Genomic DNA, 23,758 nt, shown 5'->3' with positions numbered 1-23,758 from the left:
ATAGCTGAATACACAGAATCATGTCGAATTAAAGAATCCGCTTATTTCAGGTTATATTTTGGTAAGAAGATATCGGCTGATTTTTTAAACGTTCTAAAATTAATTTTGAAACGAAGCCGATTTGCGACAAAGAAAAGCAAGAATGAGTCCTACTTTTAAAATTTGAAATGAAAGAGTCGGAAAGAAGAATCGAATTTCTTCTATACTTTGTAAGTTGTATAAAATTAAAAAGACATCGATGAAAGCGTTTCGATTTTGTTGGTCCCTTGATGCTGAGGCTGACGATCTCGAGTTCCGCATAGGTCCCGACCGATTCTGCTTAGGAAGGGTCTCAAAAAAGTTTTCATCTTAGAAAAAAGTCGATTCGAAGGACGATGTTTGAAAAATTCTAGTGAGTAAGACTTATCTACGTACTCGTTTTGGGTGAGTGATCCACACTCACAAAGAAAGAAACGTTCAAACAAAGACGCAAAAGTCCTTCGTTTTGAATCCTTCAATTCTTTCTTTTCATTCTCCTTTATGCAAAAAGTGAAAACGATAAAACGTAAGTATTATAAGGTGAAAATTTATCCTAAAATTCTTTTGAAATTTAGGTTATAAGATGAAAAGAAAGAATCAACTTCTACTATATAATGAGTCCATGATCTCCGAATACAGCGATCTTTATATAGAGAATAAACCGCATCCCGCGGACGTGTTCAGTTATTCTCTGTATGACTTTGACGGGAAACAACTGTATTCGGAACCGCATTACAATCCTCTGTTGGACTCGGATCCGAAACTCAAGAAAACGGTCGAACGATTCATCGATTACGGCAATATTCATTCCAATATCTCTGCGTTTCGAAAATTCAAAAACGATCGAAAAATTCAATTGATGGTCCGATCTAAGAATGATCTGATCTACAAGGTTAATTTTGAAATCAACCCGAAGGGCGGTTATGTTCTCGCGCATATCGAATCTACGACTCGGAATCTTTCCCACACGGAGAAGAATCGAATCCAAAGATTTCGGTCCTTAAAACACGATCTGGTGCGCACTCTTAAACTGGAAAAGACGTATTTTTATCTCGTAAACATCGAAATTTACAATCATCCCTTTCTGAACAAATACGAAACGCAGATCTACGAAGCCGTATTTTTGGATCTTCATACCGAGTTTTTAACGATTACGAACAGCCAAAACGTGGGACTTCGTATTTCCACAAATCAGATCTTTTTCGCATATCAGATCAACAAACCGGACGTGGATATCAATTGGATTCCTTCGAGTTTGATTTCGTATATGAAGAATACGATTCAAATCGATAACCACGAGTTTCATCTCAAACTTTCGATCGGCGGATTTCATACGGCGGAAACGGCCATAAGCCCGCTTTACATTCTGAAAGGTCTGCGAGCGAACCTGAAAAAGGTGATCGATTATCCGTTCAGCCGTTATGCGACACAGAACCAAAACGATTCTTCCAATTTGATCGCTACGTATTTGTCTCTTAGAAATTCCGTTCATAAAAAAGAACTTCTTTTGTATTATCAGCCCATCGTTCACGCGAAAACGAAGGAACTTCATTCTTTGGAAGCTCTTTCCCGTTGGAATCATTCCGCAAAGGGGATGATCAGTCCGGACGTTTTTATTCCTTTAGCGGAAGAATCGGGTTTGATCAGCTCCATCGGAGCTTGGGTGATTCAAAACGCGCTTTGGGATCTTTCGCAGATTCGAAAAAACGAATCCTTGTCCTCCAATCCTTTGATCTCGATCAATGTTTCTCCGTTTCAGTTGAAGAATCCGGAATTTGCGGATAACTTGATTTCTTATTTTTCAAAGTTGAATCTGATTCCGAACTCGATCGTTTTGGAAATGACGGAAAGTCGTTACGAAGAAACGGCGCTCATCATCGAACAGATGTCGATTTTAAAACGTTTCGGATTTCAGATTGCGATCGACGATTTCGGAATCGGCAATTCCAATTTCTCGAGAATCGAAAAGATAGAATGCGATTACGTAAAGTTGGATAAGAGTTTGATCATCGGAGTCGATAAAAATCAGAGCAAACGAAGCGTGTTGAAGGCGATCTCACAGGTTCTTTTATCGCTCGGCAAAAAAACGGTCTTTGAAGGAATCGAAAACGTGGAACTCGAACAAATCGCACTCGATTACGGAGCGAACTTTCTGCAAGGATATCACTATGGGAAGCCGAAGCAAATTACGGATCTTTCTTCCTTTCGGTTTCCATCCTAAATTCTTTTACAAACAGTTTCCATATTTCGTATGAAATCAAATTTGAATGTGTTTTCGTTCTTCAAGTTGGGGTGCGCGACGAGTTCTATTTCAGATTGTGATTCTTCCTTTGAAAAATGATTTCGTTTTTTAGGTTCAACGAGTTGGTAAAGTATCGAAAGAGAAAGATTCTTTGATTCTTTTTGAATCGATTCGAATCAATTTATGAAATTATCATAATAAAGTATTCAAAATCAAAACATCTTTTCGAATTGATAAGTTAGAAAAACATAAAATCCTAAAGAGGAGAATAGTTTTTTAAACGATAATAGGCCATTAATAAAAAAGTGTTCCTTTTATAGTATGCTGTGAATGGAAGCCTTGAATTGAATAAACTATAGACATGCCAAACGGTTTACGTTCGAATCTTCGATTCCAACATTCATTTCGGTTTATACGGAAACAAATTCATGGGAAGAATTCTTTGCGTATACTCGCTATGTCGTTTGGATTGATCGTGATGAACTGCGCGCAAGCGGAACCGATTGAATTCGATTCTTCCCACAGTCAGATCGGACTTATTTTAAACGCGTTGATTTTCAAATCATCGTCCATTGCCGAAAACTCTCCCTTTTTTTCCTTGGAAGAGGGAAGAACGAACTCGATCGCAATTCCGATTTCTTCGCACTCCAATCTTAATAAAGTTAAAATATTCAAAGAATCGAATGTGATGAATACTCTCTACGTTCCCGAAGAAGCGAACGTTTTCGGATCTTCCGAAGGTACGAAAGTCAACGTAGAACTCTACGCAAACACGGACTTGAACTGTGAAAACGAGGATTTGACTTTGAATCTGAAGGATGAAAACGGTTCGATTGTCGGTAAAGCGGACGTTCGCATCTTGGATTCCGATAAATGTATGTTCTTTGCCACCGCCAAGGGAGCAGGATACGACGGAAACTTGGGCGGTGTGTCCGGTGCGGATCGGATTTGTCAAAGCGAGAAGGGCGAATTTCTTCCCGGCGATAAAAACGAATATCGGGCGCTTTTGGGCGCACAGTATCAAAGAAAGCCGAGTTTGAACGACGACGGTGGGATGGATTGGCCCGTTCTTAGAAATTTACGATTTTATATTCACAGTAACGATTCTTCCCGTTCTCAATATTTTTTCGGAACTTCCTTTTCCGTTCCCGTAAACTCCGACGGTTCTTCCGGAATTTTTTCGATTCCGCTTTCCGAGAATTTGCCCGCTTCGGTTTCGCCGAGTCCGGCTCGTATCTGGGCGGGTTATTACAGTTCTTTTACGGTCGGAATGGATTGTGCGGGTTGGACTTCGAATCAGAACACTGTTGGGGCTTTGACGACGGGCGTATCTTTCAGCGGTACATACAACAGCTGCGACGTTCGGCATTCGATTTTATGTGTACGATTATAAAAAATTTATTAAAGTATGAGGCCGCAAATGCAGGTTAGTAATGAGTTCGTTACATTTAATGTACAAGGAACGACTGCCAAAGTTATGTTGATTCGATTGTCCGGAGTGATCGACAATCGTTCCATTATGAATGTTCGTGATATTATCCTGTCCATCTTAGACGAGTTTTCGGGAATCTACATTTTGGATCTGAATAAGATCGAAAACGAAGAGTTCATCAATCTAACGAACTTCCGAAAGATGATTTCGGATTCGATCCGGGTCAATCATAACTGCATTATATTATCCGAATGTAGGAAATTGGAATTGTGGATCGAAAATTATTCCGTTTTCAACGGGGTTTATCTGGCTAAGAACGAAACCGAATTGACTCACGTTTTAAACGATAAGATTTCCAACGATACTCTTTTGGACGACGCCACCGACGAATCGGACATTCGACTTCATCTGGATTATCTGATCAAAGACGGTTATTGAATTTTTGAAAATCGGAATTCTTTCTTCCGGATCGAAAGACGTTTTGAGAGGGGAGAACTTCCTCTAAACCCGAATTCTTTTCGAGTCCAGAGGATCGATGTTTTTTAGTAGGCCATCGCCTTATCGACGGCTTCGTCCAAGTCGATCGACAAGGTGATGAGTTTGTCCAATCGTGTTAATTCGAAAATCTTACCGATCGAGTTCGGAATCGAATATACGATCAAAGCTCCCTTGAGTTGTTTCATCAATTTTGCCTGAGTGCTGATCAGAACCGCAAGTCCCGAAGAATCGATATGCGTCGTCGCTGAAAGATCCAATAAAAGAACTCTTGTGCCTTCGTCGATTTTCAGATTGAAAAGGTCCTTGAGTTTTTTCGAAGAGAAAATGTTCACTTCTCCGTTCGTCTTTACGATCGTAATATGCGGTTTTAATAGATGGTTTACGTGAGAATTGGATATAATCTCCACCGATAACTCGTCTTTTGAATTGTTTGTTGCTTCCATTTTTGTTTTCCTAAAAGTTAATATTGATTTTCATTTCGATTTTTTGGTCCTTTTCCAAAGAATGCAGACTCGGAGTTGCGGAAGGTATTTCCTGAAAAAAATACGAAAACGCGACCGGAAAGCTTACGAGAACCGTGTTGAATAAATACGTGCAGGCAAGAGATATTAAGAAAAGCTGATTGAGTTGTTTATGTCTGTCGAATTCTCCGTTCGGCTGTTCCAGCCATAAAACGGAGCCGTTGCTCTGCGGAATATAAACCGGATTCTTACCTTGCGCGTTTTTTGCGGCGATGAATTCGTAAACGCTTCCCGCAATAAAGAAACCGGTCAAACCCATCATCGTGATTCCGCTTTTCGTATATCCCTGTCTTTTGACGTAATAACCCGGGATCAAATAGTCTACGAGGCTGATCGGTTCCTTCTCTTTGGAAGGATCCTTTTTATCCTCCGTCGTTTTGTAAAACAAGGATACGATCTCTTCTCTTGGAATCGATATCGGGTTTACGTTCGTTTCGTTCTGTACGAAAATCGAGTTTTCGTTTACGCTTTCTATGGGAGCTTGGATTTCGGTTTGATCCTTGGACTTGATGACGATTTGAAATCCGGTTCTGGAAAGTTGGTCGAGAATTTTCGTGGACGGAACTTCGATCGTGATCGATTCCAAGTCCTTAAACGAAATCCGAAGATAACGATTGTTTTCGTCCACATAAAACGCGGTGCTCGAATTGATCTTCAGAAGTTTCAAACCGCATTTCGGTTCCGGTTGACCCTTGAAGTGCATACAAAGATGATTTCCGGATTCTTCGAAAAACATTTCCGATATGTCCTTCTTGAAAATTTTTATGTCCTCGCCTTCGGTGGAAAGAATGATATGATCGGCGGCTCCTTCGGTTTCCTTCAAATCTCCCGAAAGTTGTTCTCCGGATTTTAAAATCACGCGGTGCGCTTGGAGATATCCGTTTAAAAACGTAAAAAGAAGAATGTAGATCAAGGTTCGTTTCATTTTGATAACTCGATCTGAATCGGAGAATTCAGGTTGATCTTCTTCTTGGATTTTTTTTCGATTAAGGTGATCGATTGATCGTCTTCGAACACCGCCTTTAAGAACGGAGTTTTTTCCTGATTCTGAACGAATAAAAGTTTGCGTGGAGTTTTGGTCGAATTCTTCGTAAGACTGATCGAATCGATCGTATAAGTTGCGAGAGTGATGGGGAAGTGCGCGGAGAACAATTTCGTTTCGTCCCCGTTGATGACGATCTTGTCTCCGTAGACCGGAACCGAATCCACGACTTGAACCGCGATGAAGTTGCGAGCTTCGGCCTTCGCTTCGTCTTCCGCTTTTTTTAAGAATGCGTCCGACTTCGTTACGATTTCCTGGAGTTCTCCGCTGAGAGCCGCTTTTTTCTCGTCATTCTTTCCGGTTTCGTTTAAACTTCGAAAATTCTCATCCGCGGAAGAGGGTTTTAATTTTTCGGAGGATGCGCGGATCTCCGCGGCCTCGCTTGCGTCTCCCAATCGTTCCGCGTTCTTATCGGAGATTCTCGCGATTTCGCTTCCCGCGTTGTAATAGTGACCGAGCATCATCAATCTTCGATTGGCTTTGATCGCGATTTCCTTATCCGTGTCCGAGAATGCGAGTTTCGCGTATTCGGTGATCGCCGCGTTTTGATTTCCCGTTTTTTCCAAAGAATACGCGCGGATATAGCGCATCTCCGCGGAAGTCATATTCGATTTTGCGAATTCTTCCAAAACCTTCGCGTAGTTTCCTTTTGCGAAAAACGCCTTGGCTCTGGATTCGGGCGAGTCGAGATTCTCCTCGATTTCTTGAATACTTTGTTTTGATTTTTGGATGATTGCGATGAGAATTTCCGCGTCGTTCGCGAAAACGGTTCCGGGATTGTGTTCCAAAACGGATTCCAAGTCTTTGAGTGCGAGATCGAATTCTCCCTGAACGGCGAGGCAAAAACCTTGGTGCAGAAGAATGAATCCGCTTTCGTCCGTTCCCTTGGCAAAGATGTCTAACGTTTCTCCGTAGGCTTGATACGCGTCCTTGTACGCCTGGTTTCTTTCCAAACTGAATGCGCGTTCGAGAGCGCGGACTTTTGTGGAACTGATTTCGAAATCGATCGGTGGTTTGCCCGTGATCAAACGGACTCCGTTGATCAGAACGGAACCGAAGTTCTGGAGAATTCCCACGCTGAAACTCTCGAGTTGATTGCTTTCGATCAAAGAACTTTGAAGATTGTTCAGATTCATTTCCGCTTTGATGTTATCTCGGTTGGAAAGAATACTTTCGAACTTGGATCTCAGAATTTCGCTCGAGAAGGAGAAGTTGAAAAGTTTTCTTTTTTCCAGAGTGACTTTCAGTTCGTAGAGTTTGGTATCGAGTACGACGAGCCCGAAAAAAACGATCAATAGAAATCCTAGAATTGCGATCAAAAGACTTTTTTTCATTTTTGAGTGATCTCTAAGATTCCGAAAGTGACGTCGTCCGGAAAAATATTCGCAAAGGAATGGATTTCGTTTCTGAGTTTCTCCGTTAATTCTCCCATGGGAAGAGTCGCGTATTTTTGAAACGCGTCCATCAGACGATCGTCTCCGAATTGTTCGGTCGTTTCGTTGGTCGCGTCCAAAACTCCGTCCGTATAAACGAGGATCTTATCGCCGGGGGAGGTTTTGATTTTTAAAACGCTGTATTCGTCCGGAATTCCGATTCCTAAAACGAAACCGGTCGATTCCAAAACGACGATCTTGTTCTGAGCTTTGCGATAGTAGTAAATCGGGTTGTGACCCGCGCTACAAAAGTATGCGTAACCGCCTTCTTTCTCAAAGAGAATGAAAATTCCCGTGGCGAAGAACGTTCCTTGTAGGGTTTCAAAAAGATTGTCGCTCAGTTTGTTGAAGATATGCGCGGGGTTTACGGTTTCCTTCATGATGTTTTCCACGTTGTAGTGGATGATGGAAGTGATGAGCGCCGCGGAAACTCCGTGACCGGTCGCGTCCGCCAAAAAGAACGCGGTTCTCGAATCGTTGATTTCGATGATGTCGTAGATATCTCCGCTGACTTCCCGCATCGGTTGATACACGATTTCCGCGTCGATGAGATTGAAACTTTTTCTTTTTTCCGGAAGAAAACATTCCTGAACGTTTTTACCGATTTCCAATTCGGTTTGAATCTGCGTGTTCTTCAAAGTAAGCGTGTCGAATTGGGAGGATATCTGTTCCGCCATTCCGTTGAATGTGTTGCCTAACGCGTCGAGTTCGTCGTGGGCCGACGTGTTCCATGAAATTCTCGCGTTTAAATTTCCCGTTGCCATCGTTTCGCTGACTTCCTTGAGGAGAAAGAGACGAACGAAAATCTTACGATAGAGGAAAATTCCGAAAAGAATGTGAAACGCGAATCCCCAGACGAGAAGCAAACCGAGCTGAATGTAAAGAGATCGAAGCCGATCGACCATCTCCTTCATTTTGATTTGAGATATGAGAAAGGTTTTCGGGTTTAGATAAAAGATCAGGTTTACGATAAAATGATCGGTGTCGAGTTCGATATCATACGACGTGTTGAGGGCCGCTTTGGCGCTCGTTATATTCTTCAGTTTCGTTTTGAGATCGGAAACGTTCGCCGTAACTCCGTTGGAAAGAATGGATTTCGTCTTTTCAAACGAATCGTTTTCCGAGGCGATCACGGAAAAATTGGTGAGACCGATGCTGAAAAGTTTACTTTGAAAGTCGTTTGTTTGGGAAGAATCCTCGAAGTCTATGTTTCCGAAGGATTCCACTTTTTTGAGAATCTCCCGCGCGACTCGGTCCGATTCCAGAGTGAAGTTGGAAATGAGAAGATCGGTTTGATTTTCAAAAATCATGACCGCTACAAATGTGAGATTGACAACGGTTAAAATCGTATAAATGACGATAATCTGTAATCGAAGCGATTTCTTCATGATCAAGATAGATTATCGTTCTTTAAAGGACTAAAATCATTGCGTACTATAAAGTGATGCGTTTTGTTTCGGATTCAACGATCCGCTTGCGAAACGCAGACCGTTGTAGTTCGGATTAGAAAAAACTTTTTGACAAGAGAATCCGACATAGATCCGCAACAATTCATAGAGGAAAGACTTTGAATTCGTCTTTTTAGAATTCACTATAATCCGAACGTATTAGAAAAACGATTTATGGTTTTCATAACGCTCGTTGTGTGGATTGAATATGAAATCAGATTCCGGTTTTGAGCTCTTGCATTCTTCTTTTTCCTAAAAACCAATAGTAAAGCGCGGGTACGGCGAAACGACTGAGAATGGTCGCGGCGACTTCTCCGAAAATTAATGAGACCGCTAAACCTTGAAAGATCGGATCAAAGAGCATGATCGAACTTCCCACAACGACCGCGGACGCGGTCAACAACATGGGACGAAATCGAATCACACCCGCGTCGATGACGGATTGTTTCAAAGGTTTTCCAAGAGCGAGTTCGGATTCGATAAAGTCCACGAGTAAAATTGAATTACGAACGATGATTCCCGCTCCCGCGATGAATCCGATCATGGAAGTCGCCGTGAAATACGCGTTCGTGATCCAATGTCCCGGAAGTATTCCGATCAAGGAAATCGGAATCGGAATCATGATGACAAGCGGAAGGAAATAATTTTTAAACCATCCTAAAATCAAAACATAAATCAAAATCATCACGAGCGCGAACGCTCCTCCCAAATCCCGAAAGACTTCGTAGGTGATGAACCATTCTCCGTCCCATTTTATAAAAACCTGATCTGCATTTCTAGGGGTGTCCAGAGTTGAAGTCGGGTAATCGATTTTCGGCGAAAGTTTTAGAATTCCATAGACGGGCGCCTCTTCTTTGCCCGAGAACTCGCTCGTTACGTATTCGACCGGCCTCAGATTCTTTCGATTTAAGGTTAAACTTTCTTTTATATAAGGAGAATTTAATACTGTTTCGGACGCGACTGACCCGCTCTCCAAGGAAGAGACATTGAGATTTTGAAACGGCCTCGAGGAAGAACGGGCCTTATCGTTCACGGAAAGATCCACAGTGATCTCTTCGGGATTCTCTGCTTCCGCAAGGCTAAAGAGGGGAGTTTCCGAAAAAAGAAACTGCGCGTCCTTTGCAACCGTTTCCGATCTTACGCCGAGAATTCCTCCTAACGTGGATCGGAACGGATAAACGATTTTAGGACGATCGGTTCGAAGACTCGAATCCAAATCCACGACTCCTTCCTGTTTGGAAAGAATGGAACGGATCCGCAAGGCGGCGTGTTTTCTTTCAGCTTCGGTTGGTCCGTAGATTTCCGCTACGAAAGTCGCGAGCACCGGAGGTCCGGGAGGAATTTCCAATACTTTTGTGAGCGCGTTTTCTTTGTTCCCGAATTCCGCGATGATCGGCCGTAACGATTCTATGATTTCGTGACTTTTGATTTTACGATGATCCTTGGATTTTAATACGACATGCAGATCTGATTTCCAATCGGTGTTTCGTAAAAAACTGTGTTTTACCATTCCGGAAAAGGAGAAGGGTGCGGCTTCGCCCGCAAAAATCTGAACTTTTTCCACGTTCTCGTTTTGAAGAATTGATTCCGCGAGCCGTTTGGTTCTTTGAAGATTTTTTTCCAAAGGAGTTCCGGAATCGTAATCGATCAACACTTGAAATTCGTTTTTGTCGTCGAAGGGAAGCATCTTCACTTTCACCGCTTTGAATGCAACCAACCCGAACGATAAAAGAAGAAGTAAGATGACCCAGGCCGCGAACTTCAGCGAATTGGATTTTGACTTCAACAACCATTCCACAAATTGAATATAGATCCGGTCGAGTTTGGAGTTTTTTTTCGGTTCGGCCGCTCCGGCGCGGACCTTTTGTTCTTTGAGAATCCGAACTCCGATCCAAGGAGTTACGATAAACGCGACGAACAAGGAAAGAATCATCGCAAGACTCGCGCCGACCGGAATCGGTTTCATATAAGGGCCCATCAGTCCTCTCACAAAAGCCATAGGAAGAATGGCGGCGATCACCGTGAAGGTAGCGAGGATCGTAGGATTCCCTACCTCGGCGACTGCGTTTAACGTGTTCTGAAGAATTCCCAGTTTGGGATTTTCGTGAAAATGTCTTTCTATGTTCTCGACTACTACGATCGCGTCGTCCACGAGGATTCCGATCGAAAAAATTAATGCGAACAAGGTGACTCGATTCAATGTGTATCCCAGAAAATAATAAAGAGCTAATGTAAGAGCCAAAGTAACCGGAATGGTAATCGAAACCACGAGCGAAGCCCTGTATCCCATCCAAAGAGCGATCAAAACACTCACCGAAACCGTAGCGATCAAAAGATGTTCTATCAATTCGTGGGATTTGGAAGCCGCGGTTTCTCCATAATCCCTGAGGACGGACATTTGAATATCCTCAGGCAGTTTGGTTCGAAACGATTCCGCGCGTTCCAAAAGTTCTCGGGATAACGGAACGACATTGGTTCCTTTTCTTTTGGCGAAACTGATCGTTACAGCGGCGGCGGCTTTTTCGTTCGAACCTTTATCGTAAAACAAGGATTCTTTGGTTCTTTCATTCGGTCCTTCGATAACCCGCGCCAAATCGGACACGAGAATCACACGTCCTCCCCGTTGTGCGACCGGCAAGGACTTAATTTCGTCTAACGTAGATACAGAGGAACCGACTTCCACGTCGTATTCTTTTTCCTTTCCCCAGTTTTTTCCGGCCGGAAGAACGGTGCTATTTCGTTTTAACGAGTTTGCCAATTCGGAAAGACCGATTCCGAATCCGTTCATACGGGCCGGTTCGGCGACGACTCGAACGGTTTTCTTTCTTCCGCCCAAAAGTTCTACCTTGGAAAGATCGGGCGTACCCGAAAGTTCCCGCGCCAAAGGAGCGACTAATGTTCTTAAAAAATAATCGTCCTTCGTCGTGGAGCTAAACGTGAGCGCCAAAAAGGGGACGTCGTCGATCGTAAGAGCCTTGACGGATGCAGGGAACACGTTAGGCGGAAGATCGCCCTGGATTTCCAAAAGTTTGTGATGAATTTTCACCAAAGAAGGTTCCAATGGTTGACCAACTTCGAATCGAACCGTCACGATCGCTCCGTGATCCGTGCTGGAAGAATAAACGTATTCCACGCCTTCCAGACCCCATACGGCCCTTTCCACGGGTTCGGTGACTTTGCGTTCGACTTCGTGCGCGTTAAAGCCGGGAGCCGAAAGCCGAATGTCTATCATCGGAACCGAGATTTGAGGTTCTTCCTCTTTCGGAGTCAGATAAACGGAAATAAGACCGAGAAGAATGCTTCCGAAAACGATTACGGGCGTGATCTTGGAATGAACGAATAGGGAAGCTAACTTTCCCGCGAAACCGGCGGATTCGATTTTATTTTTCATAAGAATTCTCGTGTGCTGAATAGAGTGAAAGTTCGGATCTGATTTTCAAATATTCGAGTTCGGAAGAGGATTTGAGTTTGAGTAGGTTTGCCATCGCCGAAAAGGATTCCGCCATCTGAGGGGCTTGTATCGTTCCGTTTCGAAAAAGTTTTTGGGAAACCTGAAGTTGTTCCTCTTGAAGTCGCATCGATTCGTAAATCGAATTCAAATTATCGAATATGATTTTTTCTCTTGAAACGAGAATCTTAAAACGATTCTCCTCGTTCTGTCTGATTTCTTTGGATTTTTTCTTGGCAGTTTCCGCTTTTGCCTTGGCTTCGTCCAAGGCCCCGAGGTCGGACGGATCCAAAAGATTCATCTGAAGATAAACGCCTGCGTTGTAGGAATTGGCCTGGTTTCTCGCGCCGTTGTATGCGTACGTCTCCGCATACGCCGCGATCTTGGGAAGAAACTTCGCTTTCTCCGCCTCGATCCCTTCCTGTGCTTCTTCGGATTGAAATCGATAGGCCTCGGAAAGAGGAGTGTGAAGGGAATCCTTCTCTTTGGGAATGGGAAGATATCGATCTGCAAAGGAGAATAACGTATTTTTCTTGGGCCGAAAATTTTCATCCAAACCGGAAGCGCCTAAGAATAGATTTTCTTCGGCGGATTTTTTTAGAGATTCAAATTCTTTTTTAGAAACATTCAATAGGAGTTGTAAGGATTGTAGAGCGAGATGACCCGAAAATCCGACCGGGTTGGAACGGTTTCCGATTCTATAACGATTCAAAAAATTTCGAATCTGTTCCGATAAATTTTCGATGTGTGCCAGGTTCTCCTCCGCGAGAACAATCGACTGATAGGACAAAGCCGCTTTTGAATATTCTAAAATTCGAATGTATTTGCCCTCGGATAAAACCGCGTGAAGCCGTTTTTCCCGGATCATATGAGCCGCGACTTTTCCGCCTCCTTCAAAAAGCGGAAGTTCTATCCCCAATGTCCCTTTCGAATAAGAATTGTTTCCGGGATGATTGAGCGTGTCTTTTGCGAACAGATTCGCGTTGTTCGGATTGACGCCGTTGTAGGGCTGATTACTCGAATCCAAAAAATTACTCGGTTGATAACGAAGACTTTCCGTAGAAAAGTCGGAGGCGTTTGCGGATCTTTGTCCGAGTTTTCCCATAAAGTTGAGAGTGGGGTCGTCGGTTCTAAACGCGCGTGCGTCGGCGTAAATTTTGGGAAGCCAGTGTTTGGAGGATCTGTTTTTTACGATCTCGTTCGTTTTGACCTCGGAAGCCTTCGTTTGTAGAGTCGCGGATTCGACTCGGATCTTTTCCCAGACTTCGGAGAACTCGAGAACGTTTTCGGCAAAGACCTCGCCCGAAAAGGGCGAGATCAAAGATAAGAATATTAGAAAACTCGAATGAGATTTCATTTTTTTCCTCCGAAAACCTCCGCGGCGGAAGGAATTCCGAGTTTGCCGAGGATTAAGGCCATAGGGCAGAATCCCGTAAGCGCGAAAACGATCTGATTGATTCCTACCAAAACGTTTAGGGTCAAAAACCACGGACTGAAATAAAAACCCAAGGTAAGTCCTAAAAGCGAAACGAAACCAGCGATCAAAAACAACATTCTCTCCAAATACCAACGGTTCATTTTTCCTCCTATTTATATACCCCTGCGGGTATATAAATACAATACCCCGTATGGTATTATAAAAAGGAAAGCAAAATTCCTTTCCGGATCGGAAAATCGGAATCGGTTTTGGACGCGATTAGAAAGGGCGTAACTACCCGCTTAGGTTTATAGGAAGAGGAAATATTCTAAAATCAGAAGAAGAATGCGGCTTTGATCGCCGTTTTGACGTTTTTCAGATCCAGTTTTTTATTATTTTCGATCACACAACGATCCATATATTCCTGAACGTATGCTTCTCCGAATTTTTTGATCGCTTGGCTCGCGGCCTTAAGAATCAAAAGCGTTTTTTCGCAATCCATCGTATCGTTTGCGAGGCCTTTTTCCACCGCGTCGAGCTGGCCCTTGATTCTATGGATCCGATTGATCAATAATTTTGTGGTATTTTCCTTGTCCTGTCTCATAGGTAACATACTCCAAGGGGTATATAATTCGGTCAATGGTGAAATCGAATTCGTTTTTAAAAGTGAGAATCCATTCTCCCTTTCAAAATGAATCTTAGGAATATCGAAAGATCGCCTCGACAAGAATCGGAAGATCGTCGAGCGCGCTGATTTTTCCGGTGAGTTTCCAAGTATGAATCACACCCTCGTAACAGGCGAATACTCTTCGCGCCAAAAGTTTCGGCTCCGTGTGTTTGGGAACAAGTCCTTCATTCTGCCATTCCGATAGATAATCGCTTAGAATTTCGATCGTTCTTAAGGAAACTTTTTTGGCTTCCTCCGAAATCGAAACGGAAGTCGACGCGATTTGTGCGACCGTATTTGCCATCGGACAACCGGCGAATCCGCTTTTTTTGGTTTGTCGCTTTAATATTTGAGCCCATGCGTGAATGAACTCGCTCGGGTTGCCGGACCTAGACTTCAACTTTTCCAAAAGAACGAGTTGTCCTTGTCCGTAAAATTCTATATAAGCTTTTCCTAAATCGTCTTTCGAGGGGAAATGATCGTAAAAGCTCGCCTTTGCGGTTTTGGATTCCTGGATGATCTGATTGATTCCGGTGTTTCCGTAACCCTGAGATTGAAATAATCGAACCGCCGTTTCTAAAATTCTATCCTTTGGTCCCGAATCCCTGCTTGACATTTTTCTTCCTTTCTGATGAAATAGGTAGACAGACTTGTCTGTTCTGATTCTTTCTTCTTTCATAAGACCCGAGAAAGTCCGAAAACGCAAGTCATTTTGGAGAATTTATGGAATCTACCGAAACAGAATTTATTACTATCACCGGCGCGGCCAAAACCGTGGAAGAGGCGGTCAATACGCGTCATAGCATTCGCGACTTCGAATCCGCTCCGATCGACGAAAAGATTCTTTCCGAACTTTTTAAGAATTCTTTGCGGGCCCCGAGCTGGAAGAACAGTCAACCTTGGAAGGTCCACGTAGTAAGCGGAACGAAAAGAGATCGAATGGCAGAACTTCTCGTTCAAAGAGCGAAACAAGGAGAGCCGGTTCCCGATACGATATGGCCCACGGGTTTTCCGTCCGACGCCAAAAGAAGAATGTTCGATCTCGGTATGAAGATTTACGGGGTCGCGGGCATCGAAAGAAAGGACAAGGACGCGAGAGACGGTTTTATGTTGAGGAACTTCGAATTTTTCGGAGCGCCCACCGCGGTCTTTATCACGACCGACTTCGAATTAAATTTTTACATCGCGCTTGATATAGGTTGTTACTTGAATACGTTGATGCTTCTCGCCAGAGGTTACGGTTTGGGTTCGGTTCCTCAAGCCGCGTTATCCGCCTTTCCCGAAGTCGTTCGCAGCGAATTGAATTTGCCGCCGACGGAAAAAGTGGTTTGCGGTTTGAGCTTAGGTTATCCGAAGGCTGATTCGAACTTAAACGCGTATCATACTCCGAGAGAGTCGATTTCGGGTGTGGTTCGTTTTTACTAAAGAAGGATCACTTCTTCTTTTTGTTTTTGTGAAGAAAGGAAGAAGCGCGTAAAGATTCGAAGAAAAGTTTTCAAAAAAAGAAGTCTCATGTTTTGAAAGAGCATGGCCATCATCAATATTCTTTGGATCTTTACGATTTTAGTCCTTTCTCCGACTCAGCTCAAATTGATTGCCGAAAAAACCGAACTCAACGCGGGCAAACGAGTTTCCTCGGGGAGAACCGAATTTCTTTTTTCGAATACGAAAGAAGGGGACCGGCTTTTGGAAAATAAGATTCGGGAACTGAGAGGAAAAGAGTTTCGAGAAGAATGCGGAATCGATCTTGCCGACAGCGCGGGCGGGTATTACTACGATCGCATGTTTCGAAATTATCCGAAAGAAATTGACAAGTCTATGATCAAAGGTTTAAGTCATTCCGAACTCGCCGATCTTTGTAAAAGAATTCACGGACTCTAATTTTGCTTGCGGGAAACCGAGCTTTGATTTTTATCGAAAGGATTTTTGAGAATGTCGCTTATCAATCCGCGATCGTCGTGTTTCAGCTCAGGAGAATCTTATGTCCGAATTTCTCGTAATCTTTACGCTTCTTATTCTTTCTCCGAACGATTTGAAATTGATTTCCGAAAAGATCAACGTGAGAACCGGCCATTCCGAAGGCAAAACTGAGTTTGCGTTTGAAAATACGAAGAGCGGTTTTTCCCGTGCGTCCGATAAGATGAATTCTTTAAAGGGAAACGAACCTTCCCGCGAATGTTTGATCAATCTTTCCGAAACGGACGGCGGTTTTTACGGACTTCCGGTTAAGAATTCTCCTAAAAACCTGGGCGAAACCAAGGGTTTAAATCCTACGGAACTCGCGGATCTTTGTAAAAAAGCAGTTCTTAAAAAATAATCCGGTCCAACAAATTCCGCGCCGAAAAAGAACGGATTGGATTCCGAATTTTAAACCGAAGTCCGAGCGAGGAAGACGGGCAAGAATTGATTGCCTTTCTAAGAGAAGAATTGGAAAGAATATATCAAAGGGAATTCATTGCTCGGAATATCGGTCATTCTTTATCTACTCACGACGATTCTTATCGGAGCGGTCGCCTCTCGTTTTGTAAGCGATTCGAAGGACTACGTTCTCGCGGGAAGAAGGCTTCCGCTTTTTCTTGCGTCGTCCGCGTTGTTCGCGACCTGGTTCGGATCGGAAACCTTGCTCGGAGCTTCCTCCCGATTTGTAGAAGACGGAGTTTTGGGAGTCATCGAAGATCCGTTCGGAGCCGCGCTTTGTCTTTTTTTAGTCGGACTTTTTTTCGCAAGACCTTTGTATCGAATGAACATTCTCACCTTCGGAGATTTTTATAAAAATCGATTCGGAAGAAGGGCGGAAATCGTGTCGAGTATCTTTATGATCCCTTCGTATTTCGGATGGATCGCGGCTCAGTTCGTCGCCTTGGGAATCATCTTACACTCGTTAACCGATCTTCCCGTATCGACCGGAATTTTTATCGGAGCCGGAGTCGTATTGATCTACACTGTGATCGGAGGAATGTGGGCGATCTCGCTCACGGATTTTTTACAGACGATTCTAATCGTATTAGGACTTGCTTATTTAGTTTGGGATCTGAGTTCCCAAGCGGGCGGATTGGACGTCGTTCTTGCGTCGACGAAACCCGGATTTTTCAGATTTATACCCGAAGCGGAACCGAAAAGTATTCTCGTATATATCGCGGCTTGGATGACGATCGGACTCGGATCGATACCGCAACAGGATATCTTTCAAAGGGTGATGGCATCGAAATCCGAAAAGGTCGCCGTGTATTCTTCCCTGCTCGGAGCGTTTTTTTATTTAAGCGTGGCTCTTCTTCCTTTGCTCGCGGTGCTTTGTGCGAGAAAGGTTTATCCGCAAATCGCGGGAGAAGACGCGCAGATGATTCTTCCCAAAACCGTGTTAGCGCATACCGGTTTGTTTACGCAGATTCTTTTTTTCGGAGCCTTGTTATCCGCGGTGATGAGCACGGCGAGCGGCGCGATTTTGGCACCTGCATCGGTGTTAGGCGAGAATGTGGTCCGGCCCTTTCTCAAAGATCCGAACGAAAAAACTCTGCTTCGTATTCTGAGAATTTCGGTCGTGACGATCACGTTAGTCTCTCTTGCGATGGCCGTTACAAAAAGTAATATCTACGAACTCGTTTCGCAGGCTTCGGCGCTCAGTCTTGTTTCCTTGTTCGTCCCGCTTGTCGCCGGACTTTTTTGGAAACGATCCACTTCGACCGGAGCGGTTTTGTCCATGATCGTGGGTTTTATCGTATGGCTTTTTTGGAATATAATGAATTTTGAAACTCCCGCCTCGATTCCCGGACTTACGGCGAGCTGGATCGCTCTTGTGATCGGCGACGTTTTGGAACGAAGAGGATACGGATTTAAAAATAAGGAAGATCTTTCCGTAGAAAGGAATCTTTGAAGAGCAAGCGGAAAATCGGTCGAGTTTGTCGGAGTTCCGACAGAATCGAGAATGATTTCTTGGTTGTGAGAAAAGGGGATTCGTGATAGGGAGATTTTTCGGGGAAAATTTCCCGCCGCCTCTCCACCTCCACCCAAACGCGGGTGGGGCCCGGGCCGTTTTACTAAAAAGTTGTCGGAACATCGGAAGAATCGAAGGCTTACGAACTCCGTTCGTTTTCAGCGAAGAATTCTTCCAAAACTCCGATTCCAAAAGAGGGAGAATTCTTCCGCGTGAATAATTTCTTTCCCTAAAAGGCGACTTTGTTCGATGATGGTAAAATCCCCCGATTTGAAAAAAGGAAAAGAATGCCTCCCGTTTTAGACGATTCCATCGCATTTGAAAGAAAACAAGAAACTCAGAATAGAATCGGCGAAGCCTTTCAAGGACTTTGGCTCGAAGACGAGATTTGTTTTGCGATCGCCGGAGGCGGATGTAAGGCGTTTTACGGATTGGGTTTCGGGCACGAAATGAAATCCTGGGGATTAAAATTCCGCGAAGTATCCGGTGTTTCCGCCGGGGCAGCGATGGTTCTTTGTTTGATCTGCGGAGACGAGGAAGAATGTGTCGCATCCTTCGAAAACATCGTCCGAAAAAATCCCGCCAACTTTTACTTCAGTCGTCTTTTCAAGGGAGAACGGGCCTTCCCTCACGAAGACATGTATCGCAAAACGATCCGATTCGGAATGGACTTTCAAAAGATCATGAAGTCCGGAACGAAAGTTTTCATTCATACGTTACGCGCCATTCCAAAAGAGGATTCGCTTAAGAATAAGTTCAGACTCGCGAGATTGATCGCGGAAACCGCAAAGGCTTTTCTCGAGGACGAAAGGGATCGCCTTCGCGGATTGAACACCGAAAGAATGCAAAGAGTACTCAGAAATTGGAATATGAAAGAAGTCTTATTTACGGAAAAGGACTTCGAAGACGAACAGGCCGTGGAGCAGATCATTCTCAATTCTTCCTCGGTTCCTCCGATCGTATCGGTTCAAAGTCACGGGAAAGAATATTACTTCGACGGCGGATTGACGAACAATCTCCTTCTGGAAGCGTTTCCACCCGACAAAAAGACGATCGGAATTTACTACGAGCCGACTACGATCGTAGGAAAGGATCCGAAACTTTTGGAAAGATGTTTTTTACAAACTCCATCGGAGCCATTGCCGATCACTTCCTTCGATTACACCGATCCGATCGGAGTGAGAAGGGCGTATGAACTCGGCAAACAAGACGCTCGTATGAATAAGGATAAAATTTTCGAATATCTCAAACGAGATTGGGCCAAGGCCGTTTCTTCGTTTCGATCCAAGTAGATTCGCGTTTCCTCATAAGTTTCGCGCGCTTCACACTCAATTCACCACGCATCGCACGAGCCCGTGAAAACCGAGAGGGCACGAAACCGCGCAAGTGCGAAGCCGTGAAAACCCGCGCGCAAAAAAATCAAGACAACAAATTCCGCGCAAAAGAGAAGCGTGCACAACGCACCTTCGTTCGAAAGCTGGGAAGAATTCTCCACATTCTCTTGCCCTGACACGATTCCGATTTATTTTGAGTCAAAAAGAATTATAAACTCGAATCTATGAAAAATAAGAATCATTCAGAGGAAATATGTCAGAATCTCCTTGACCGTATACTGCGGAGCTTTATTTTTTCCACACCCTGTGACTAACGCGGCGAAGCTATAGCTACACCCTTCCAAAAATAAGCTATACAAACATTTAGTATTTTCGCAAAATTCTCCCATGCACTTTCACCTAAAACGGAATGGGAGATTCCTTTTGATTCGGTTTCCGTATCGTCGAGCCGAGTATGAATGGGTCCGATCGATTCCCAATGCGAAATGGAATCCGGAGAAGAAATTTTGGATTCTTCCTTATTCCGAATCGATTCTCGAGAATTTTTTAAGTTTAAGAAACGCTCATATAGAACTCGAAGGCGAGTTGGAACTTTTCCACTGGATTCGAAAATTAAAGCTGACTAACGCGTCTCGAAAAACGATTCGTTCTTATCATTCGAACGTTCTTTCTTTTTTGAGATGGTCCGGTAAAAACCCGAAGGAGATCACGAAACAGGATCTTTATTCTTTCTTGGAGTTTTCCTTTTTGGAAAAACGGCTGAGTTCGGCGACCGTTACGGCGAGGATCCAGGCTCTCAATTCTTACTTCGGAATTTTTTTAGGCAAACCGTGGTTCAAGGATCTTCCTCGTCCCAAAAGGGAGGAGAAACTTCCGGACATCCTCTCTACTTTAGAAGTTTATAAAATACTAAACGCTCTTGAGAATCCGAAACATAAGCTGCTTCTCGCTTTTTGTTACGCGAGCGGTTTGCGTGTGAGTGAATTGGTTCATCTGAAATCGAAGGACATCGACGTCAAAAGACAAACGGTAAAAATCCGGGAAGGGAAGGGCAAAAAAGATCGTTTCACGATGTTGTCTCAAACTTGCCAAACTCTTTGGGAGGAATTTAGATTCTCCCATCCCTACGAAGAATGGGTTTTTCCCGGTCAAGATCCGAGGAAGCCGATTCACATTCGGTCCGCGGAAAAGATTTTTGAAAATGCGAAGAAGAAGGCGGGCATTCAAAAAGACGTGAGCATTCACAGTCTTCGTCACGCGTTCGCGACTCATCTGTTGGAAGCGGGCACGAATATCAAACACATTCAATTTCTTTTGGGTCACAAAAACGTTCGGACCACGGAAATTTACGCTCGAGTCAGTCAAGTTCGCGTTACCAAAATCGAAAGTCCTCTCGACTTCCTCGGCCGAAATTTGGATTAGCCCTTGTGCGTTTTTACGCCCTTCGGCTATTCTGGGTTTGCTAACGTTTTTACGAAACTCGCAGAGTTGGAGTTAGGCGCCATACCCGCTGCGCTTTCCTCGGAAGGGTTTGGCTTAGTTTGAGAAGATGGGTGCGTTGCTTGTTTCATTCAGTTGTAAGGGTTTATTTGAAATGGTTCAAGATGCTCGCGGGAACGGACGCCTAACTGACGCTTCCCGCTCCGCTCGGAATCGCAATGCGATCCTCGCTCCGGGTTTCACCACATCGCTTCGCTCAACGAAGTTAATTAGTAAAAAGAAGCATTTTAGTAAAAAGCGTTTCGCGTCCCTTCGGGAACAGCGACGTCGGGAAGCTTTGTCGTTAGGCGACAGTCGCTTCAAGTTATACTGAAACGACAAATATAGATAACGTAAATAAAAGAAGTATTCGATGCATATTGTACAAGGATTCTTAATAACTGAAAAATCAGTTAAAAAATTCAAAGAATTTAATTCAAAAGCCAAAATTATTGATTTAGAAAGTGATTTGAAGTTTATTCCACTTTCAGATGTATTATTAAATAAGATTAGCTCCTCTGAAAGTCCAGAAATTGGTAAGGCTTACTTATATAATGAAATGATTCAAACGTTTTTGAAGGATCTTTCAATTTCTGGCAAAGTGATGTATTTTGAAACTGAATACTTTGGTGGATCCGGAGGGCAGTGTAGCGAAGTTTTTGAAAACGGAAAAACTATATCTGTCTATTCGGAAAATAAAAGCTCGATAAACGACGGGTTGAAGTATTTTGGAATAGTTGTTGAAAGCGGGAGCTCAGATGAATTTGAAGCAGTCGGCTTGAATCGATTTCGAACTACTGAAGAATGGTTAGAAGATTAAAATCATTGAATATAACTCAACTAAATATTGCTTATAAATAATATTTATTAGGGTTTTGTAAGTAGCGACCGATCGCCTAACTGCGGCTTCTCGCGGCGCTTCGAGATTGCTCCGCAACTCTCGCTTGGCCTTCGGCACATTTGCTTTGTCACTCGGCTTGTGATCGTTCGCTATGGCTCACTCAAGCCTTCGTTCCAATCCTTCCGCGCGTTTAGCGCGCTCCAGGACCGCAAACGTCGAGAAGCCTATTTCGTTAGGCGAAAGAACGAAGGTATTCTTAGCCATTAAAAATTATAACGACTAAAAAATATTAAAGCGGGATTATTAACCGTGATATTCCCTAACTAAAATGGATAATTACTTTAATTGGACAGATGCTTGGGTTTTTACTGCACTCTATTATTCAACGAAAGACGGAAGTGAACTTAATCTGCGCAACTTAATTAGCGCCGGAGATTATTTAAATCATGCCATATTTGAAAGAAATGAAGTCGTTGAAGGTCTAACTAAAGTTCAAAAGAGAGGTTTATTGCTATTAAAGAATCAAACTATCTCATATTCAGAAATTGCTGAAGCGATCTTTGAAAAATTCAATAAATCAAAAGGCGGTCAATTCTCTAGGGTTGACATTATGCTAAAGAACTTAAATTCTAATCGAAATAAATTTCCGTTAATTGATGAAGTAAATTTTTGCGAGTTTATTACAGATTTACTTCTTAAAAGTGCTTACGAAAGTTATTCTAACTCTATTATATTGAACAAATAAGTAACGCATTAGTTGTGAATTTCGTTCCTTCGCCTAACTGCGGCTTCTCGCGGCGCTTCGAGATTGCTTTCGCAACTCTCGCTTGGCCTTTGGCACATTTGCTTTGTCACTCGGTTTGCAGGACGCTCACTAAGGTTCGCTCAAACCTCGTTCCAATTCTTCCGCGCGCTTTAGGCGCGCTACAGAAACGCAAACGTCGAGAAGCCTATTTCGTTATGCGGCATTACCCGACTTTTTTTGAAATGAATTAAATTTTAATGTTTAATTGCCATCCATGTTAACCTTTCATTGTTATCTAATAATAAGTAAATCTTGAATCTGTCTCTGACTATTGCATGCAAAATTATGCCTGAAGGTATTATCAATAATTTTATTTATAAAAATTTCACACTTTTCTTGACAACTTATTATAATCGAAATTCATAAAGTAGGCGTATAGTTAGATAATGTATGTGTATTTATATACCAACTAGTGATTAATCTACTGCACGAAGCAATAATTACAAATAGGTAGGTTGTTATATGGCTAGATGCACAGCACCAGTTCAAGGTCATCGTTCAGCAAGTGCAGAAGCAGCATGCCCTGCATGCGGTGGTCGTTCCAGATATCGATACAGTAGTAGTTATGATTACTCTTCCTACTCCAGTTCGGGGAGTTCGGAGGGAAGTGGAAGCACCGTCAGTGGTAGTGGGTCAAGCAGTAGTATAAGACCAAGGTGGTCACGAGCAGGTTCACATGTTGTTTATTCGTCTGCTGAGGTGCGAGCACTCACGCCTGTCCGAGACAACATTGAAAAGCGAGCTTCCTTACCGGACCTTCGAGATGTCTTTCTTTGTCATGCGTGGGACGACCGGAAAGGGATCGCCAAGGATTTTAATGACCAGCTTGAGTCGCAAGGTGTATCCGTTTGGTTTAGCGAAAAGGATGTTCCCCTCGGTACATCGTTGCTCCGTGAAATAGACAAGGGCCTGGCGAAGTCGCGAGTCGGGATTGTGTTAGTAACTCCTGCTTTGCTACTCCGCCTAAAAGGAGAGGGGATTGCTGACAAAGAACTTTCTGCACTTCTCGCGCGTGATCTGCTTGTACCAATTGTCCATGAGACAACCTACGATGCACTTCGTGATGTTAGTCCTTTACTTGGATCTCGAAGTGGCTTGAGCACTTACGAAGATTCGATGGCCAACATTGTAGCAAAAGTCGCTGAGCTGGTTAGCGTTTAGCTTAAGCGGAAACTATTATCTATTTGATCTATTATGCGTAA

Annotated in this window: 21 protein-coding genes; 12 read left to right on the top strand and 9 right to left on the bottom strand. The window is 43.5% G+C overall.

All coding sequences use genetic code 11. The features are described 5' to 3' along the window. Positions 1-640 precede the first annotated feature (640 nt). From LEP1GSC052_RS01235 to LEP1GSC052_RS01225, 3 genes are all read left to right on the top strand, one after another. On the top strand, positions 641-2,239 hold the full coding sequence (locus tag LEP1GSC052_RS01235) for an EAL domain-containing protein (RefSeq protein WP_040912637.1): 1,599 nt from the start codon (positions 641-643) through the stop codon (positions 2,237-2,239). Positions 2,240-2,702: 463 nt separating this feature from the next. Beyond that, complete coding sequence (locus LEP1GSC052_RS20635; RefSeq protein ID WP_167593872.1) at positions 2,703-3,653, top strand: DUF1554 domain-containing protein; 951 nt, start codon at positions 2,703-2,705, stop codon at positions 3,651-3,653. A gap of 84 nt (positions 3,654-3,737) precedes the next feature. Continuing rightward, positions 3,738-4,130, top strand: a complete 393-nt coding sequence (locus tag LEP1GSC052_RS01225; RefSeq protein WP_010572322.1) for a hypothetical protein — start codon at positions 3,738-3,740, stop codon at positions 4,128-4,130. A 104-nt stretch (positions 4,131-4,234) separates the two neighbouring features. Here the strand turns inward: LEP1GSC052_RS01225 and LEP1GSC052_RS01220 are convergent, their stop codons facing one another. The 9 genes from LEP1GSC052_RS01220 to LEP1GSC052_RS01180 all read right to left on the bottom strand — a co-directional run bounded on the left by LEP1GSC052_RS01220 (position 4,235) and on the right by LEP1GSC052_RS01180 (position 14,782). Continuing rightward, positions 4,235-4,633: an STAS domain-containing protein gene (locus LEP1GSC052_RS01220; protein ID WP_010572323.1), complete on the bottom strand. Its 399-nt coding sequence runs from the start codon at positions 4,631-4,633 to the stop codon at positions 4,235-4,237. A 10-nt stretch (positions 4,634-4,643) separates the two neighbouring features. Beyond that, positions 4,644-5,636 carry an LB_137 family protein gene (locus tag LEP1GSC052_RS01215; RefSeq protein ID WP_010572324.1) on the bottom strand — a complete coding sequence of 331 codons (993 nt, stop codon included), beginning with the start codon at positions 5,634-5,636 and terminating at the stop codon, positions 4,644-4,646. Continuing rightward, positions 5,633-7,087: a tetratricopeptide repeat protein gene (locus LEP1GSC052_RS01210; protein ID WP_020985485.1), complete on the bottom strand. Its 1,455-nt coding sequence runs from the start codon at positions 7,085-7,087 to the stop codon at positions 5,633-5,635. Before LEP1GSC052_RS01210 ends, LEP1GSC052_RS01215 begins: the two co-directional genes overlap by 4 nt. Then, positions 7,084-8,574 carry a SpoIIE family protein phosphatase gene (locus LEP1GSC052_RS01205; protein WP_010572326.1) on the bottom strand — a complete coding sequence of 497 codons (1,491 nt, stop codon included), beginning with the start codon at positions 8,572-8,574 and terminating at the stop codon, positions 7,084-7,086. The genes LEP1GSC052_RS01210 and LEP1GSC052_RS01205 overlap by 4 nt, the downstream gene beginning before the upstream one ends. Positions 8,575-8,848: 274 nt before the next feature. Continuing rightward, positions 8,849-12,025, bottom strand: coding sequence for an efflux RND transporter permease subunit (locus tag LEP1GSC052_RS01200; RefSeq protein WP_020985362.1), 3,177 nt, complete (start codon positions 12,023-12,025; stop codon positions 8,849-8,851). After that, the gene (locus tag LEP1GSC052_RS01195) at positions 12,015-13,439 is read right to left on the bottom strand and encodes a TolC family protein (RefSeq protein WP_010572327.1); all 1,425 of its coding nucleotides are present in this window, start codon (positions 13,437-13,439) and stop codon (positions 12,015-12,017) included. Before LEP1GSC052_RS01195 ends, LEP1GSC052_RS01200 begins: the two co-directional genes overlap by 11 nt. Further along, positions 13,436-13,660: a YgaP family membrane protein gene (locus LEP1GSC052_RS01190; protein WP_010572328.1), complete on the bottom strand. Its 225-nt coding sequence runs from the start codon at positions 13,658-13,660 to the stop codon at positions 13,436-13,438. Before LEP1GSC052_RS01190 ends, LEP1GSC052_RS01195 begins: the two co-directional genes overlap by 4 nt. Before the next feature lie 173 nt (positions 13,661-13,833). Next, positions 13,834-14,103, bottom strand: coding sequence for a metal-sensitive transcriptional regulator (locus LEP1GSC052_RS01185; protein WP_010572329.1), 270 nt, complete (start codon positions 14,101-14,103; stop codon positions 13,834-13,836). 94 nt (positions 14,104-14,197) lie between these two features. Then, entirely contained in the window at positions 14,198-14,782 is a 585-nt protein-coding gene (locus tag LEP1GSC052_RS01180) for a TetR/AcrR family transcriptional regulator (protein ID WP_020985495.1), read from the bottom strand. Between the two features lie 107 nt (positions 14,783-14,889). Between LEP1GSC052_RS01180 and LEP1GSC052_RS01175 the strand changes: the two genes are divergently transcribed. The 9 genes from LEP1GSC052_RS01175 to LEP1GSC052_RS01125 all read left to right on the top strand — a co-directional run bounded on the left by LEP1GSC052_RS01175 (position 14,890) and on the right by LEP1GSC052_RS01125 (position 23,717). After that, complete coding sequence (locus LEP1GSC052_RS01175; RefSeq protein WP_010572331.1) at positions 14,890-15,591, top strand: nitroreductase; 702 nt, start codon at positions 14,890-14,892, stop codon at positions 15,589-15,591. Between the two features lie 102 nt (positions 15,592-15,693). Continuing rightward, entirely contained in the window at positions 15,694-16,047 is a 354-nt protein-coding gene (locus LEP1GSC052_RS01170; RefSeq protein WP_010572332.1) for a hypothetical protein, read from the top strand. Between the two features lie 100 nt (positions 16,048-16,147). Then, on the top strand, positions 16,148-16,483 hold the full coding sequence (locus LEP1GSC052_RS01165) for a hypothetical protein (protein WP_010572333.1): 336 nt from the start codon (positions 16,148-16,150) through the stop codon (positions 16,481-16,483). 138 nt (positions 16,484-16,621) lie between these two features. Beyond that, positions 16,622-18,037 (top strand): high affinity choline transporter 1, encoded by a 1,416-nt coding sequence (locus LEP1GSC052_RS01160; protein WP_020985497.1) that lies wholly within the window; start codon positions 16,622-16,624, stop codon positions 18,035-18,037. A 347-nt stretch (positions 18,038-18,384) separates the two neighbouring features. Then, positions 18,385-19,389, top strand: a complete 1,005-nt coding sequence (locus LEP1GSC052_RS01150; RefSeq protein WP_010572335.1) for a patatin-like phospholipase family protein — start codon at positions 18,385-18,387, stop codon at positions 19,387-19,389. 465 nt (positions 19,390-19,854) lie between these two features. Next, entirely contained in the window at positions 19,855-20,853 is a 999-nt protein-coding gene (locus tag LEP1GSC052_RS01145; protein WP_020985400.1) for a tyrosine-type recombinase/integrase, read from the top strand. Positions 20,854-21,283: 430 nt separating this feature from the next. After that, entirely contained in the window at positions 21,284-21,730 is a 447-nt protein-coding gene (locus LEP1GSC052_RS01140) for a hypothetical protein (RefSeq protein WP_010572338.1), read from the top strand. Positions 21,731-22,079: 349 nt separating this feature from the next. Beyond that, positions 22,080-22,496 (top strand): hypothetical protein, encoded by a 417-nt coding sequence (locus LEP1GSC052_RS21570; RefSeq protein ID WP_010572339.1) that lies wholly within the window; start codon positions 22,080-22,082, stop codon positions 22,494-22,496. Positions 22,497-23,018: 522 nt separating this feature from the next. Next, positions 23,019-23,717, top strand: a complete 699-nt coding sequence (locus LEP1GSC052_RS01125) for a toll/interleukin-1 receptor domain-containing protein (RefSeq protein ID WP_020985366.1) — start codon at positions 23,019-23,021, stop codon at positions 23,715-23,717. Positions 23,718-23,758: the final 41 nt, after the last annotated feature.

The sequence above is a fragment of the Leptospira kmetyi serovar Malaysia str. Bejo-Iso9 genome (assembly GCF_000243735.2).
In the GTDB taxonomy this organism is placed as follows: domain Bacteria; phylum Spirochaetota; class Leptospiria; order Leptospirales; family Leptospiraceae; genus Leptospira; species Leptospira kmetyi.
This window is presented reverse-complemented; position numbering and strand designations above follow the sequence as displayed.